At 67.6% G+C, this 15,866-nt stretch carries 14 protein-coding genes and 1 riboswitch; of the genes, 8 read left to right on the forward strand and 6 right to left on the reverse strand.

Features of this window, described 5'->3' with window-relative positions; all coding sequences use genetic code 11:
* The first annotated feature begins 358 nt into the window (after positions 1 to 358).
* Together MHN80_RS09220 and MHN80_RS09225 are read left to right on the forward strand one after the other, a co-directional pair.
* Positions 359 to 2,161 carry a DEDD exonuclease domain-containing protein gene (locus MHN80_RS09220; protein ID WP_239401081.1) on the forward strand — a complete coding sequence of 601 codons (1,803 nt, stop codon included), beginning with the start codon at positions 359 to 361 and terminating at the stop codon, positions 2,159 to 2,161.
* Between the two features lie 26 nt (positions 2,162 to 2,187).
* Positions 2,188 to 2,466: an Lrp/AsnC family transcriptional regulator gene (locus MHN80_RS09225; RefSeq protein WP_004022908.1), complete on the forward strand. Its 279-nt coding sequence runs from the start codon at positions 2,188 to 2,190 to the stop codon at positions 2,464 to 2,466.
* A 37-nt stretch (positions 2,467 to 2,503) separates the two neighbouring features.
* On the opposite strand, the gene trpD is transcribed toward MHN80_RS09225, so the two are convergent.
* A complete protein-coding gene (gene trpD / locus MHN80_RS09230; RefSeq protein ID WP_239401083.1) occupies positions 2,504 to 3,574 on the reverse strand; it encodes an anthranilate phosphoribosyltransferase in 1,071 nt (356 codons plus the stop codon).
* A gap of 22 nt (positions 3,575 to 3,596) precedes the next feature.
* A complete protein-coding gene (locus MHN80_RS09235) occupies positions 3,597 to 4,082 on the reverse strand; it encodes a hypothetical protein (RefSeq protein ID WP_239401085.1) in 486 nt (161 codons plus the stop codon).
* A 153-nt stretch (positions 4,083 to 4,235) separates the two neighbouring features.
* On the opposite strand from MHN80_RS09235, the gene MHN80_RS09240 reads away from it, so the two are divergent.
* From MHN80_RS09240 to MHN80_RS09260, 5 genes are all read left to right on the forward strand, one after another.
* On the forward strand, positions 4,236 to 4,847 hold the full coding sequence (locus MHN80_RS09240) for a heme-copper oxidase subunit III (protein ID WP_081487040.1): 612 nt from the start codon (positions 4,236 to 4,238) through the stop codon (positions 4,845 to 4,847).
* 55 nt (positions 4,848 to 4,902) lie between these two features.
* Positions 4,903 to 5,799 (forward strand): cytochrome c, encoded by an 897-nt coding sequence (locus tag MHN80_RS09245; RefSeq protein WP_004022912.1) that lies wholly within the window; start codon positions 4,903 to 4,905, stop codon positions 5,797 to 5,799.
* A complete protein-coding gene (locus MHN80_RS09250) occupies positions 5,796 to 6,953 on the forward strand; it encodes a ubiquinol-cytochrome c reductase iron-sulfur subunit (protein ID WP_004022913.1) in 1,158 nt (385 codons plus the stop codon). The genes MHN80_RS09245 and MHN80_RS09250 overlap by 4 nt, the downstream gene beginning before the upstream one ends.
* On the forward strand, positions 6,950 to 8,572 hold the full coding sequence (locus MHN80_RS09255) for a cytochrome bc complex cytochrome b subunit (protein WP_004022914.1): 1,623 nt from the start codon (positions 6,950 to 6,952) through the stop codon (positions 8,570 to 8,572). Before MHN80_RS09250 ends, MHN80_RS09255 begins: the two co-directional genes overlap by 4 nt.
* Before the next feature lie 148 nt (positions 8,573 to 8,720).
* Positions 8,721 to 10,217, forward strand: a complete 1,497-nt coding sequence (locus MHN80_RS09260) for a bifunctional phosphatase PAP2/diacylglycerol kinase family protein (RefSeq protein WP_374206322.1) — start codon at positions 8,721 to 8,723, stop codon at positions 10,215 to 10,217.
* Between the two features lie 122 nt (positions 10,218 to 10,339).
* Here MHN80_RS09260 and MHN80_RS09265 read toward each other — a convergent pair whose 3' ends face one another.
* Both MHN80_RS09265 and MHN80_RS09270 read right to left on the reverse strand, forming a co-directional pair.
* The gene (locus MHN80_RS09265; protein WP_004022916.1) at positions 10,340 to 10,756 is read right to left on the reverse strand and encodes a cytochrome c oxidase subunit 4; all 417 of its coding nucleotides are present in this window, start codon (positions 10,754 to 10,756) and stop codon (positions 10,340 to 10,342) included.
* 2 nt (positions 10,757 to 10,758) lie between these two features.
* Positions 10,759 to 11,856 carry a cytochrome c oxidase subunit II gene (locus MHN80_RS09270; protein WP_004022917.1) on the reverse strand — a complete coding sequence of 366 codons (1,098 nt, stop codon included), beginning with the start codon at positions 11,854 to 11,856 and terminating at the stop codon, positions 10,759 to 10,761.
* 404 nt (positions 11,857 to 12,260) lie between these two features.
* Here MHN80_RS09270 and asnB point away from each other — a divergent pair, with 404 nt between their 5' ends.
* Positions 12,261 to 14,186, forward strand: coding sequence for an asparagine synthase (glutamine-hydrolyzing) (gene asnB / locus MHN80_RS09275; RefSeq protein WP_004022918.1), 1,926 nt, complete (start codon positions 12,261 to 12,263; stop codon positions 14,184 to 14,186).
* Positions 14,187 to 14,313: 127 nt separating this feature from the next.
* On the opposite strand, the gene MHN80_RS09280 is transcribed toward asnB, so the two are convergent.
* Both MHN80_RS09280 and MHN80_RS09285 read right to left on the reverse strand, forming a co-directional pair.
* The gene (locus tag MHN80_RS09280) at positions 14,314 to 14,628 is read right to left on the reverse strand and encodes a multidrug efflux SMR transporter (protein ID WP_239401087.1); all 315 of its coding nucleotides are present in this window, start codon (positions 14,626 to 14,628) and stop codon (positions 14,314 to 14,316) included.
* Positions 14,629 to 14,638: 10 nt separating this feature from the next.
* Positions 14,639 to 14,705, reverse strand: a riboswitch (guanidine-III (ykkC-III) riboswitch).
* Positions 14,706 to 14,772: 67 nt separating this feature from the next.
* Complete coding sequence (locus MHN80_RS09285; RefSeq protein ID WP_239401089.1) at positions 14,773 to 15,750, reverse strand: carbohydrate kinase family protein; 978 nt, start codon at positions 15,748 to 15,750, stop codon at positions 14,773 to 14,775.
* Positions 15,751 to 15,866: the final 116 nt, after the last annotated feature.

The raw sequence follows: 15,866 nt of genomic DNA on the forward strand, positions 1-15,866 counted from the left end.
TCGACCGTTGCCGCCGTTACCGAAACTCCACCTTGGTCCGCCATATCGTCCCAGCTCGGACCGCCAAACAGCACCGTCATCATGCACCCGTCACAGGCGACGGGACGGGCGGGGCAGCGCGCGCAGTCGACGTACATAGTGTGATCTCCATCTCATCTGGTGAGGCGGGGCCGTGTCGGCCCTCGTAGGGGTCCTGGTCACCGTGAGAACACCGCATTTCTCACGTCCAGGTGGAGAGTAGGAGCGACCACCGACAAGTCCGTCGAACAGCGATCGACACAGCAGTCACAGCAGTCACATGAGCGACGCTCGGTGCGCCGCCGTCGCGCTGTCGGTGGATCGAACTAGTGTTCGCCGGGTGACGCAGACCAGCGTGGCCGGCTCCCCCGCCGGGCAGCTCACCTTCGCCGACCTGGAGGCCGCCGATCAGGTGGCCACGGGTGACTCGTCGAACGAGTTCAGCGACCGCTCCCTCTTCGACACGACTCTCGTCGTGGTCGACCTGGAGACCACCGGCTCCGATCCGGCACGCGACCGGATCACCGAGATCGGCGCGGTCAAGATCCGCGGCGGCGAGATCATCGGCGAGTTCGCCACCCTCGTCGATCCCGGCCGGCCCATCCCGCCGCAGATCGTCACCCTGACCGGCATCACCACGGCCATGCTGACCGACGCACCGCGGATCGAGTCGGTCCTGCCCTCGTTCTTCGAGTTCGCCCGCGGCTCCATCCTGGTGGCGCACAACGCTCGATTCGACATGGGCTTCCTGCGCCAGAACGCGATCCGGCTCCAGCTCCCGTGGACGTTCGGCCTGACCCTGTGCACGGTGACCATGGCCCGGCGCATCCTCACCCGCGACGAGGCACCGACCGTCAAGCTCAGCGCCCTCGCCGACCTGTTCGACGTCGCGGTGCGACCCACCCACCGGGCACTCGACGACGCGCGCGCCACGGTGGAGGTCTTCCACCGACTCCTCGAACGCGTCGGCAACCAGGGCATCGCGACCGTCGGTGACCTGACGTCCTACCTTCCACGGACCGACCCGCGGCTACGGGCCAAGCGCACGCTGGCCGACCACGTTCCCTCCCGTCCCGGTGTCTACCTCTTCCGCGGACCGTCGGACGAGGTCCTCTATGTGGGTACCGCGGTGGACCTCCGCCGTCGGGTCCGGTCGTATTTCAGCGGGAGCGACCCGCGTCGCCGCATCGCCGAGATGGTGCTCCTCGCCCAACGGGTCGACTTCGTGGAGTGCTCCCATCCCCTGGAGGCCGCGGTTCGCGAACTACGGCTGCTGGGCGCACACGCACCGGCGTACAACCGTCGTTCGACGCAGCCGCACAAGGGATGGTGGGTGACCCTGACCGAAGAACGCTTCCCGCGCCTGAAGGTCGGTCGCACGCCCACCGACGAATCCGTCGGCCCGGTCGGCAACCGCACCAACGCGGCGACCGTCGCCGATGTGATCTCGGCGGCCGCGGGCCTGCGGACGTGCACCCAGCGGCTCGGCGCCAACGGCTACCACTGGTGCCCCGACGCCGACGGGCGCCGACGCCCGGGCTCGTGCCGGGCCGCCACCACGCAACCACAGACGGTCCCCGACTACTCCCCGCGCGTCACCGCGGCTCGACGCCTCATGCGGGGTGAGGCCGACGAACTCCTCGACGGCCTCACCGCACGCCTCGCCGACCTCGCGCAGGCCCACATGTTCGAGACCGCGGCGCGACACCGGGACCGGCTCGCGCTGACAATAGACACCCTCGCCCGCTGTCAGCGGCTGGCGGCGCTCTGCGCGATCGCCGAGATCGTCGTCGCGCGACCCGACGGCGAACGGGGATGGCAGTTCGCGGTGATCCGGCACGGACGCCTCGCGGCAGCCGGACGGGCACGACGCGGCGTCTCCCCCATGCCCGTCGTCGACGCGCTGGTCGCCGCGGCCGAGACCGTGCTGCCCGGCGACGGACCGCTGCGCGGCGCGCCGGCCGAGGAGGTCGGTCTCGTCTACCGCTGGATGACCGAGCCGGGCGCGCGCATCGTCTCGACGAGCGAGCCGGTCGCACTACCGGCCGGCTCGGCCGAACGCCGGCTCGGCTGGTCGCAGTCGGCGCACGACGCACGTGCGGCCAGGCCCGGCACCGACCCTCGCGTGCGACAGGCGAGCTGACCGGGACACACCACTAGGCTGACGGCATGATCACTGCCATCGTCCTCATCCAGGCCGACATCCACCGCATCCCGGAGACGGCACAGGCCGTCGCCGACATCCCCGGGGTCGAAGAGGTGTACTCCTGCGCGGGCGATGTCGACCTGATCGCGAAGATCCGGGTGCGCGACCACGAGCAGATCGCGACGGTCGTCACCGGCGAGATCAACCGGCTCCCGGGCGTGCTCAAGAGCGCCACCCACATCGCCTTCCGCAGCTACTCCAGCTCCGACGTCGAGGGCGGATTCTCCATCGGCGAGAACTGACTCACCAGCACGTCAGGTGATGAGGGCCCTGCAGTCGTCAGGCGTGTGCCGCGAGCTGACCGCTGAGATCGGCCCACCGCTGCAGCAGGTCCGCGGCGGCACCGTTGTCGATCGCCTCCGCGGCGCGGCCCTTCGCCGCGCCCAGCGCGTCGGTCAGTTCCGCCGAGGTCATGGGTGCGTCTTGTTCGAAGGCGACGATGGCCCCGGCCGAATTCAGCAGCACCGCGTCGCGGACCGGACCGGTGGTCCCGGCCAGGAGCTCGCGCGCGATCGCGGCATTGACCGTCGCGTCACCGCCCTGCAGAGACGACAGTTCAACGCGCGCGATGCCCAGATCGGTGGGATCCACGCTGAGTTCGTTGACCTCCCCCGCGATGACCTGCCACACCGTCGACGTGGTGGTGGTCGTCAGTTCGTCGAGACCGTCGTCGCCGCGGACCACCAGCGCGGAGCCGCCGCGCTCGGCGAAGGCCCGGGCCAGGACCGGGGCCAGGTCGGCGAATGCGCAGCCGATCAGCCCGCGCGACGGTGTCGCGGGGTTGGTCAGCGGCCCCAGCACGTTGAATACGGTCGGGATGCCGATCTCCTTGCGCGGGGGGCCGGTGAACCGGAACGCGGGATGGAACACGGGCGCGAAGCAGAACCCGATCCCCAGTTCGTCGACACATCGGGCGACCGCCGCGGCGTCGAGGGAGATGTTCACGCCCAGCGCCTCGAGCACGTCGGCACCGCCGCTCTTCGACGACGCCGCCCGGTTGCCGTGCTTGACCACCGCGACCCCCGAGGCGGCGATGACGATCGACGTCATCGTCGAGATGTTCACCGTGTGCGACCGGTCACCGCCGGTGCCGACCACGTCGACCGCCGGCCGGCTGACGTCCACGAGCGTCGCGTGATCGAGCATCGCCCGCGACAATCCGAGGAGCTCCGCGGGCGCCGCCCCCTTCATCTTCACGCCGACGCCGAAGGCGGCGACCTGAGCGCCGGTCGCGCTGTCGGTCATGATCTCGTTCATCGCCCACGCGGCCTCGTCCGCGCTCAGGTCGAGGCGATCGACGATCTTGCCGAGGATCTGCGGCCAGCTGAAGTCGGACTGTGCGGTACTCACGAGGAGAAAGCCTAGTGTCTGCTCAGCCGGACGGACGCTGGAGGACGGCCCACTCGCGCACGAATCCGCCGTGCCGCGAGCCGAGGCTGGCCATGCGGGATCGTTCTTGCGACAGATGCATGGCGTCGAGCAATTGGACCCGCGCCAGGACCAGGACCACCAGTCCGTCCTCGCGCGCCGCCGGTCTCGGACCCCAGCGCTCGTCCTCGACCGACTCGTAGCCGTCGAGGGCGGCGACGGCCGCCGCCTCGGACCGCCGCTCGGGCGGCACCTCGACGTGATGGCGCAGGATGACCTCCTCGGCCGCACGCCACGACGACGCGTCGAGGGCGACCGAACTCGCGATCGCATCGTCATCGGAACTCGCCACCACCTCCACCCGTTGGTCCAGTGTCAGCGGTCCCGCCTCGGCACGCGGGCGAAGGCGCGCACGGAGACGGGCCAAGCGGCTCTGCTCGACCACACGGCCGTTGAGATCGCGGGGGCCGGGTGAGGTCGAACTCGACATGAACACACGGTAGCGAGCCGGGCCCGCGCCAGGCGCCTCCAGGACACGCCGACGGCTGGCCGATACCGGCGCGGACCTGCACCGGGAGAATTACTCGGAGGCAATTTCCGACCCGGGTGGCCACCGCTTACTACGAACCGTCATACTTCACTTGTGACAAGCGCTGTAGGTACCTCAGGAACAGCCATCACCTCGCGCGTGCACTCGCTGAACCGGCCCAACATGGTCAGCGTCGGCACGATTGTGTGGCTGTCCAGTGAGCTCATGTTCTTCGCTGGCCTCTTCGCGATGTATTTCGTCGCCCGTGCCAACTCGGCGGTCGGCTGGCCGCCGCCGCCGACCGAGCTGAATCTCGCCCTCGCCATCCCGGTGACGACGGTGCTGATCCTCTCCTCGGTGACCTGCCAGATGGGCGTCTTCGCTGCCGAACGCGGCGACGTCTTCGGCCTCCGCCGCTGGTACGTCATCACCTTGGCAATGGGCACGTTCTTCGTCTGCGGTCAGGCGTACGAGTACTACCACCTGGTCGAGCACGGCACGACCCTCGCGTCAGACGCCTATGGCTCGGTCTTCTACATGACGACCGGCTTCCACGGCCTCCACGTCATCGGTGGTCTGATCGCGTTCGTCTACCTGCTCATCCGGACCAAGCTGTCGAAGTTCACGCCGGCGCAGGCAACCGCCGCAATCGTTGTCTCTTACTACTGGCACTTCGTCGACATCGTGTGGATCGGACTCTTCGTCACGATCTACTTCATCCGATGACATCGGCGACCTCGCTCTAGAACAACAGCCCGTCCCGCTTAGTAGAGAGTCACAGATGAGTTCATCTCCACCGCGTCCGTCGGATAGCGGCACCGAGGTCGGACCCGATGCCTCGGCCCGACGCTCCTCTGCACGCGACGCCGGCCGCCGCGCCAAGACACGACGCAAGCTCCGTCGGCGCGCCACCGGCACCATCGTGCTGCTGGCCGGTCTCGTCATGGCAGGCGTCCTCGCCTCGGTCCTGACCCCCGACCCCCAGGTCGCGGTCGCCGACGAGAGCAACGCCGCGATGATCGACGACGGTCAGAAGCTCTACGAGACCTCGTGCATCACCTGCCACGGCGCCAACCTCCAGGGTGTGCCCGATCGTGGTCCCGCGCTGCTCGGCGTCGGTGACGCCGCCGTCTACTTCCAGGTCTCGACCGGACGTATGCCCGCGGCTCGCGGCGAGGCGCAGGCCCAGCGCAAGCCCGCGAAGTTCACGACCGAGCAGATCGACCAGCTCGGCGCCTTCATCCAGGCCGAGGGCGGCGGACCGCAGGTCCCGCGCAACGCCGACGGCTCGGTCGCGCAGGAGTCCCTGCGCGGCGACAGCATCGGCCGGGGCAGCGAACTGTTCCGCCTGAACTGCGCGTCGTGCCACAACTTCACCGGGCGCGGCGGAGCGCTGTCCTCGGGCAAGTTCGCGCCGAACCTCGACGGGGTCAACGAGGCACAGATCTACACCGCGATGCTGACCGGTCCGCAGAACATGCCCAAGTTCTCGAACCGCCAGTTGGATCCGGAAGAGAAAAGGGACGTGATCGCCTACGTCAAGTACGCGACCGAGGCGAAGCCCAGCGGCGGACTCGGACTCGGCGGTTTCGGCCCGGTCAGTGAAGGCATGGTCATGTGGTTCGTCGGCGTCATCGCCATCGTCGCAGGCGCCATGTGGATGGGATCTCGAGCATGAGCGCGAACGACAAGGATGTCCCGTCGCGGGACGAACTCGACCAGATGAGCACCGACGAGCTCGTCAAACTCGGCACCAATCTCGACGGCGTCGAGATCATCCACCGGTCCGAGCGTTACACCGTGCCCGGTACCCGGGTCGAGAAGCGCGCCGAGCGTCAGGTGGCCATCTGGTTCACCATCGCCGGCGTCTCCGCCCTGGCCTGCCTCGGCATCTTCCTGTTCAACCACTGGGAGTTCGCGCTCCCCGATGACCCGAACTACTGGTGGTACACGTTCAACACGCCGCTCCTCGGTGTGACGTTCGGCCTCTCGGTGTTCGCCATCGGCGTCGCGATGATCCTCATCACCAAGAAGTTCATCCCGGCGGAGATCTCGGTCCAGGACCGGCACGACGGTGGATCGGCCGAGGTCGACAAGAAGACGATCGTCGGCCTGCTGCAGGACACCGGCACCACCTCGACCCTCGGTCGCCGCAAGATGATCATCGGCTCGGCCGGGTTCGGTCTCGGTGCGTTCGCGCTCACCGGACTGGTCGCCTTCCTCGGCGGATTCATCAAGAACCCGTGGGCCGAGGGTGCCGACTCGCCGCTGTGGCACTCGGGATGGTCGCCGATCTACAACCCGCCGGAAGCTCCCAACGAGACCATCTACCTGCGGCGCGACACCGGCAATCCGTTCCAGGTCGCCCTGGTCCGGCCGGAAGATCTCGACGCAGGCGGTATGGAGACCGTGTTCCCCTGGCGTCGTTCGGACGGGTTCGGCGAGTCCGAGCACTCCCGCCACCTGCTGGAGGAGGGCCTGCACCAGGTCCGCAACCCCGTCATGCTCATCCGTCTGCGTCCCGAGGACGCGGCCCGTGCCGTCAAGCGCAAGGGTCAGGAGAGCTTCAACTACGGTGACTACTTCGCCTACACCAAGGTGTGCAGCCACCTCGGCTGCCCCGCGTCGCTCTACGAGCAGCGGAGCAACCGCATCCTGTGTCCCTGCCATCAGTCGCAGTTCGACGCACTCGAGTACGCCAAGCCCATCTTCGGACCGGCCGCCCGTGCCCTGGCACAGCTGCCGATCACGGTGAACAATGAGGGTTACCTCGTTGCCGCAGGCGACTTCATCGAGCCCGTAGGACCGGCATTCTGGGAGCGTAAGTCATGAGCATCGCCGAACGCCTCGGCACTCAAGCCGAAGAAGTCGACTCGCGGTATCACCTGGCCGCGGGTATGCGTCGCCAGATCAACAAGGTCTTCCCCACCCACTGGTCGTTCATGCTGGGTGAGATCGCGCTGTACAGCTTCATCATCCTGCTGGTCTCCGGTGTCTACCTGTCGCTGTTCTTCGATCCGTCGATGACGCGCGTGGTCTACGACGGCGCCTACCAGCCGCTCAACGGCGTGATGATGACCAAGGCGTACGAGACCACGCTGAACATCTCGTTCGAGGTGCGCGGTGGCCTGTTCGTCCGTCAGATCCACCACTGGGCCGCACTGCTGTTCGCGGCGTCGATCATCGTGCACATGCTGCGCATCTTCTTCACCGGTGCGTTCCGCCGTCCGCGTGAGGCCAACTGGATCATCGGCTGCCTCCTGCTGATCCTGGCGATGTTCGAGGGCTTCTTCGGCTACTCGCTCCCCGACGACCTGCTCTCGGGCACCGGCGTCCGCGCCGCGATGAGTGGCATCGTCCTCGGTATCCCGGTGGTCGGCACCTGGATTCACTGGGCGCTGTTCGGCGGCGACTTCCCCGGCGTGATCATCATCCCGCGCCTCTACGTGCTGCACATCCTGCTCTTCCCGGGCATCATCCTGGCGCTGATCGGTGCGCACCTCGCGCTCGTCTGGTACCAGAAGCACACGCAGTTCCCCGGCCCCGGCCGCACCGAGAAGAACGTCGTCGGTGTCCGGATCATGCCGGTGTTCGCGGCGAAGGCCGGCGCGATGTTCGCCTTCGTCACCGGCGTGCTCGCGATCATGTCGGGCATCTTCCAGATCAACCCGGTCTGGAACATCGGTCCGTACAACCCGGCACAGGTCTCCGCGGGTTCGCAGCCCGACATCTACATGATGTGGACCGACGGCCTGATACGTCTGTTCCCGGCGTGGGAGCTCTACCTGGGCAATTACACGGTGCCGATGTCGAACTGGGTCGTGCTGATCATGACGATCATCTTCGGCCTGATGTTCGCCTACCCGTGGATCGAGAAGAAGCTCACCGGCGACGATGCGCACCACAACCTGCTGCAGCGTCCTCGTGACGCACCGGTGCGGACTGCGATCGGCGCCATGGCGGTCTCGTTCTACATCCTGCTGACGATCGCGTGTATGAACGACATCATCGCGTTCAAGTTCCACATCTCGCTCAACGCGACGACCTGGATCGGACGCATCGGTCTGATCATCCTGCCGCCGCTGGTGTACTTCATCACCTACCGTTGGGCGCTCTCGTTGCAGCGCAGCGACCGCGAGGTCCTGGCACACGGCATCGAGACCGGCATCATCAAGCGTCTCCCGCAGGGTGAGTACATCGAGGTCCACCAGCCGCTCGGCCCGGTCGACAGCCACGGACACCCGATCCCGCTCCCCTACGAGGGTGCGGCGCTGCCGAAGCGGATGAACAAGCTCGGTTCCGCGGGCGCACCGGGTACCGGTTCGATCCTCACGGCCGATCCGCTGGAGGAGCAACTGCGCAACGTCGAACTCGAGCACGAGATCGAGGCAGGCGAACGCAAGGCTCTCCGCGAGCTACAGGCCAAGGGCGGCAACCCCTTCGGCGAGTAGCCACGCGAGAAGTCCCACCGCACGACCCACCGCGGGCCGTCGAGCACCATCGGGTGCACGACGGCCCGCGGTGCGTTTCCGGGTCGAACCACTCCCCTCCCCCGCGTCAGCGCCCGGCACCGTTCGTCGATGTGGCACGGTGGACCCCATGCACCGACCGCCCCGAAGTTCCGGTCTGTCCCAGATCACCCGTGGGATGGGCACTCTCGACGCCGAGATCTACGATTCGATCGCCCGCTCACCGAGCCCGCTGCTCGACGTGACGATGCCGGCGCTCACCCGGGCGGCCGACCACTCCAAGCTGTGGATGGCCATCGCGGCCGGGCTCGCCGTGTCCGGACGTCCGTCGCTGCAGCGCGGTGCCGCGCGCGGCATCGTCTCGCTCGCCGTGACGAGCCTGGTGACCAACCAGGGCGCCAAACGTGTGCGTCGCCGCTCGCGTCCGGCCCACGGGCTCATCCCGGTGCCACGACGCGGCCGCCGGCGCCCGACGTCGAACTCCCTGCCCTCGGGTCACTCGGCCAGCGCTGCGGCGTTCGCCGTCGGTGTTGCCGTCGAGAACCCGCCGGCGGGTCTCCTGCTGTCCGCACTGGCCGGGCTGGTCGGCTTGTCCCGGGTGGCCACCGGGGCCCACTACCCCGGTGATGTGGTCGCCGGGCTCGGCATCGGCGCCGCGATCGCGACCATCGGTGCGCGCGTCGTACCGCCCATCACCGAACCGTCGCTGTCCCTGGCCGCCCCGTCGGTCGTCGACGCGGACCGCAACCCGGACGGCGTGGGTCTGGTCGTCGTCGTGAATCCAGGTTCCGCGGATGGCCGTGGGCGTCGGGTCCTCGAGGAGATCCGCCGCCGACTGCCGGCCGCCGAGATCATCGAGCTCGACGAGACCGACGACATGGCGGCCGTGTTCGCCGACGTCGCGACGCGCGCCACGATCCTCGGGGTGGCGGGTGGCGACGGTACCGTGGCGTGCGCCGCCGGGCCGGCACTCGCCGCCGACATCCCGCTCGCGGTGTTCCCCGCGGGCACCTTCAACCACTTCGCCCGCGACATCGGTTGCGGCACGGTGGAGGCCACCATCGAGGCGGTCCGTTCGGGGTCGGCGTCACGTGTCGATGCGGTGTGGCTCAACGATTCCCGACTGATCCTGAACACGGCGAGCATCGGCGCGCACCCCGACTTCGTCCGGGTCCGCCGGCGCCTACAGCGTCGGATCAGCCGTCCTCTCGCGACCGCGGCCGCCGTACTCCATGTCCTCCGCAAGGATCCGCACGTACGCATCGAGGTGGAGGGACGGGTGCTCGACGCGTCCCTGTTCCTCGTCGGCAACTCCATCTACCAGCCGACCGGATTCCTGCCGACCCGTCGTGTCCGACTCGACGACGGTCTCCTCGACGTGCGCATCCTCGAGACCGGTCACCGCTGGGCGACCCTACGGCTGCTCGGCTCACTCGCCGTCGGACGCCTCGAACGTTCGCACCTCTACCACGAGATGCAGGTGCCCGAGTTCCGGTTCACCGCGGTCGACGGTCCCGTCGCCGTGTCGCATGACGGCGAGGTCGAGGATTCGTACTCCCACGCCGACTTCCGGGTCGACTACCGCGCCCTCAAGGTGTTCCGGCCCGTCGCCCCCCGGCGGCCCTGAGCTCCGATCCGGGTGGCCCGCCCGAGCGTTGCGGGCGGGACACACCGGCGACACGAGAGCGCCCCACCGGAATCCGGTGGGGCGCTTCGTATGTGTTCGTCGACCGCGTATACCGCGGCGGCTCAGTGCTTCTCGGGACCGACGTGGTACTCGAAGACGAGTCCGGCGGCCGTACCCATGATGACCACCGCCGCGAAGATCGACAGCCAGAAGTTGCCGGTGGCGAAGCCGACCGCGAAGGTCGAGGCGCCGAGCGCGATCAGGATGGGCCACCACGAGTGCGGGCTGAAGAAGCCCAGCTCGCCGGCGCCGTCCTCGATCTCGGCGTCTTCGTAGTCCTCCGGGCGGATCTCGACGCGTCGGGCGACGAAGCGGAAGAAGGTGCCCGCGATGAGCGTCAGGCCGGCCGCGAAGAACAGGCCGACGACGCCGACCCACTCGATGCCCTTGCTGGTGAAAGCGGTGAACAGGGTGTACGCGACGCCCGTCAGAAAGAAGAAGGCGGTCAGCATCTCGAAGAGGCGTGCCTCGATCTTCATCGTCAGCTCACTTTCTTGGTGCAGTTGGCGAGGGTCGGGTTGTCCGGGTCACCGGTTGCGCCGACGGTTCCGTCGGTGGCCCGGCGGGTGTCGAACGGCACCGTGGTGACCGATTCCGGGGCCTGGCAGATCGCCGCGAGAGCCTCGGCGTTGGTGGCACCGGGATTTGCCTCACGGAAGCGGATGTAGCTGTCGAAGTCCTCGGGGGCGACCGCGCGGACCTCGAAGTTCATCATCGAGTGGTACGTGCCGCACATCTCGGCGCAGCGGCCGACGAAGGCGCCGGTCCGGTCGATCGACTTGATCTGGAAGACCGGGTCGGTCGCGTTCTGCTCCGGGAACGGGAAGACGTCGCGCTTGAACAGGAACTCCGGCACCCAGAACGAGTGGATGACGTCGGCCGAGGCGATGTTGAACTCGATGCGCTTACCGGTCGGCAGGACCAGCACCGGGATCTCCGACGACGAGCCGACCGTCTCGATCTTGTCGAACTTCAGGTAATCGCGGATGTCGTCGTCACGGCCACCGGCGGGACCCGGGAGCTCGCCGTGCTCGCCACCCTCGTCGCTGCCGGCGTGTTCGGTCTCGGCGCCACTACCGGTCTGGGCCTGGACCTCGAACGGGTTGCCGTTCTGCTCGAAACCGTTGTAGGTCGTGCCGTCGGAGAACTCGACCTGGTTGTAGCCGAACTTCCAGTTCCACTGGAACGCGGTCACATCGACGACGACCTTCGAGTCGTCGTTCTTGCTCTCGACGTTGTTCTGCACGATGACCGTGAAGTAGAAGAGCACCGCGATGATGACGAACGGGATCGCCGTGTAGGTGAGCTCGAGCGGCACGTTGTATGCGGTCTGGCGCGGGAACACGCCCTTCTTCGCGTCGTTCGCACGGTGGAAGGTGATCGTCCAGAAGATCAGCGCCCACACCAGGATGCCCATGACGAGCGCTGCGATGACCGACCAGGTCCACAGATCGACCATCTCTTTGCCATCGGGCGTGACGCCCTCGGGCCAACCGAAACGCATCGCCTCACTGGCGTCGCAACCCGACATCAGCAGTGCGCCGAGGCCGAGAGTGGCGACGAATGCCAGTCGCTTCATCGTCCGCGACGCTGATGAGACACGCCTCGCTCGGGGCCGTCCACCGTGTGCCAATTTCACGCCTTCCTGCTCGCTCACCGGCGCCCTCGCGCCGAGGTGAGTGCATGCCACATGACCTGCACGGGGCAAGGTCTTGCCGTGGACACACAGCAATTCTTGCACCTAGTACTACGCAGCGTAGACCAACCCGCGGAAGCTGTCGGAATCGGGGCGCGATCCGGTCGTGTCCCCGTGGTTTCCGCCTCGAACCGATGTCGGCGACCCGGTGACGACGTCGCGGCCACGCGGGTCACCCGACCCCGCCGTGTCGGAACACGACCGGCCGCTTCAGGCATACTCGGACGCGGTCCGACGCCGCGTCGGAACCTGCGCCTGGACTGGCTACCGAATGGAGAGAACGAGACGTGTGTGGTCTGCTCGGCCTGCTGACATCCGACGGAACGGCCGCCGAGGTCGTCGATCCGGTGGCGGTGGCCTCGCACTGCATGCGGCATCGCGGACCCGACGAACCCGGCACCTGGCACGACGACGACATCGTGTTCGGCTTCAACCGGCTCTCGATCATCGACATCGAGCACTCGCATCAGCCACTGCGCTGGGGTCCGCCGGAGAATCCCGATCGGTATGCGCTGGTGTTCAACGGGGAGATCTACAACTACCTCGAGATCCGGGCCGAGCTCGCCCGGGACGAGGGCGCGCTGTTCCGCACCGAGGGCGACAGCGAGGCGATCGTCGCGGCCTTCCATCACTGGGGACCCGACGCGGTCCGGCGGCTGCGCGGCATGTTCGCGTTCGCGATCTGGGACACCGAGAACCGCTCGCTCTTCCTCGCCCGTGACCCCTTCGGCATCAAGCCTCTGTTCGTGGCATCGGGCCCCGGCGGGCTCGTCTTCGGCAGCGAGAAGAAGAGTCTGCTCGAACTGATCGAACGCATCGGGTTGTCGACGGAACTCGATCCCCGAGCGATCGAGCACTACACGGTGCTGCAGTACGTCCCGGAACCCGAGACGATCCACGCCTCGATCCGGCGACTGGAGTCGGGCTGCCATGCCACCGCGACACCGGGCAGTCCGCTGTCGATCCGGCGCTATTTCACTCCCCAGTTCGGCGTCCGCCCGGTCACCGACGCCACCCGGCAGAAGCGCTACGACGAGATCGCCGACGTACTCGCCGACTCGGTCGCCAAGCACATGCGGGCCGATGTGACGGTCGGGTCGTTCCTGTCCGGCGGTATCGACTCGACGGCGATCGCCGCGCTGGCGATCCGGCACAACCCGGACCTCATCACCTTCACCACCGGCTTCGAGCGCGAGGGTTATTCGGAGGTCGACGTCGCCGCCGAGTCGGCGGCGGCGATCGGCGCTCGCCACGTGGTGAAGGTCGTCGGACCGTCGGAGTTCATCGAGGCGATCCCCTCGATCGTCTGGTACCTCGACGACCCGGTCGCCGACCCCGCGCTCGTCCCGCTGTACTTCGTGGCAGCCGAGGCACGTAAGCACGTCAAGGTCGTGCTCTCCGGCGAGGGCGCCGACGAATTGTTCGGCGGATACACGATCTACAAGGAGCCGTTGTCCCTGGCCGCCTTCGATCGGCTGCCGCGGCCGCTGCGTCGCGCGGCGGGGAAGATCTCCGACCGGATCCCGGAGGGAACGCGCGGCAAGAGCCTGCTGCACCGCGGTTCGCTCACACTCGAGGAGCGCTATTACGGCAACGCCCGCAGCTTCGACGACGCGCGGCTACGCGCGGTCCTGCGCGACTACCGCCCCGAATGGACCCACACCGACGTCACCGCCCCGATCTACGCGATGAGCGAGGGGTGGGATCCGGTGGCCCGCATGCAGCATCTGGATCTGTTCACCTGGCTGCGCGGCGACATCCTCGTCAAGGCGGACAAGATCACGATGGCCAACTCTCTCGAGCTGCGGGTGCCGTTCCTCGACCCGGAGGTCTTCGCGATCGCCGAGGGCCTCCCCCATGACGAGAAGATCGCCCACGGCACAACGAAATACGCGCTGCGCAAGGCACTGGAGCAGATCGTCCCGGCGCACGTCCTGCACCGCAAGAAGCTCGGCTTCCCGGTTCCGATCCGGCATTGGCTTGCCGGCACCGAGATGTACGACTGGGCGCACGAGACCATCACGCACTCCCAGACCGATCACATCTTCGCCAAGGACGCGGTGATCGCGATGCTCGACGAGCATCGAGAAGGCGTGGTGGACAACAGCCGCCGGCTCTGGACGGTCCTGATGTTCATGGTCTGGCACGGCATCTTCGTCGAGGGCACGATCGTCCCGGAGATCATCGACCACACCTATCCGGTGCGGGTCTAGTCCGAGAGTCGTTCTCCGGCAACACAACCCGCCCCGGAAATCGCCGGCCACAGCGCAGTCGACCACGATACGTCACCGACTTCGCCACGCAGGGCCCATTTCCGGGGCGGCTTCGACGGTCGTGCACTCAGTTCGCGAGCTTCAGACCGATGACCCCGCCGACGATCATCAGCAGGAAGAACACCCGCAACACCGACACCGGCTGCCCACCGGTGAGCATGGCGTAGACCACGGTGAGCGAAGCCCCGATGCCCACCCACACGGCGTAGGCGGTGCCCACGGGCAAGTCGCGCATCGCATAGGCCAGTCCGGCCATGCTGATGGCGAGCGCGAAGAGGAACAAGCCCGTCGGCCCCGGTTTCGTGAAGCCCTCCGACCGACCCAACGCGGTGGCCCACACTGCTTCGAACACACCCGACACGACGAGAACGAGCCATGACATGACGACCTCCCACGGGCCGTCTTGTCGCACACCGGGTACAGCACCCCTCGTCCGGGAGTCCTCGATCGGGACTCCGTTCCAACGTCTCACGCCGGGGCGGGGGTGGCAACGTCAGACGCGTCACCACCCCGGGCAGACCGGACTTCAGCCGGCGAACGCCGCCTTGATCTCCGCGGCGGCCTCGGCGCCGTACGCGCCTTCGATCCGGGCGAGAGCCGAGTCCGAGTCCCAGGCCCAGTCCTGTGTCGAGACGGTCTCGAGCACGAGCACCGCGACCATCGACCCGACCTGCGCGGCGCGCTCGAAACCGAGTCCCTTGGACAGCGCGGACAGGAACCCGGCCCGGAATCCGTCGCCGACGCCGGTCGGGTCGACCTTCGCGGTCTCCGGCACGACGGACACATGGATGCGGGTGCCGTCGCGGTCGACGATCTCCACGCCGTCCTTGCCGAGCGTCGTGACCCGGACCCCGACCATCTCGGCGACCTGCGCCTCGGACAACCCGGCCTTCTGACGGAGGAGACCCCACTCGTATTCGTTGGTGAACAGGTAGGCGGCGCCGTCGATGAGGGTGCGCGTCTGCTCGCCGTCGAGGCGGGCCAGCTGCTGCGACGGGTCCGCGGCGAACGGGATACCCGCTGTTCGGCACTCCTCGGTGTGGCGGATCATCCCGGCCGGGTCGTCGGCACCGACGAGGACGAGGTCGGGCGTGCCGACCTCGGCGATCACCTCGGCGAGGGCGATGTCGCGGCTCTCGCTCATCGCACCGGCGTAGAAGGTGGCCAGCTGGGCCATCGTCTCGTCGGTCGTGCACATGAACCGCGCGGTGTGATGGGACTCCGACACGCGGACACCGCGGCAGTCGACTCCGTTGGACTCGAGCCACTGGCGATACTCGGTGAAGTCGGACCCGACGGCCCCGACCAGGACCGGGGCGCCGCCGAGCTGACCCATCGCGTAGCAGATGTTGCCGCCGACCCCACCGCGCCGGACGACGAGGTCCTCCACGAGGAAGCTGAGGGAGATGTGTTCGAGGTGGTCGCCGAGCAGCTGCTCGGAGAACTTGCCCGGGAACTTCATCAGATGATCGGTTGCGATGGAGCCGCACACAACGATTGCCACTGGAGATCTCAGCCCTTCATGTGGTTGCCCGACAGATAGTGCCCAGCAGGTGGTGACCGCCAGGTGATGACCCGAATGGGTGATGACCCGGGTAGGTGATGACACAGACAGGTGTC

Origin of the sequence: Gordonia sp. McavH-238-E (assembly GCF_022348225.1) — a bacterium.
GTDB lineage: Bacteria > Actinomycetota > Actinomycetes > Mycobacteriales > Mycobacteriaceae > Gordonia > Gordonia terrae.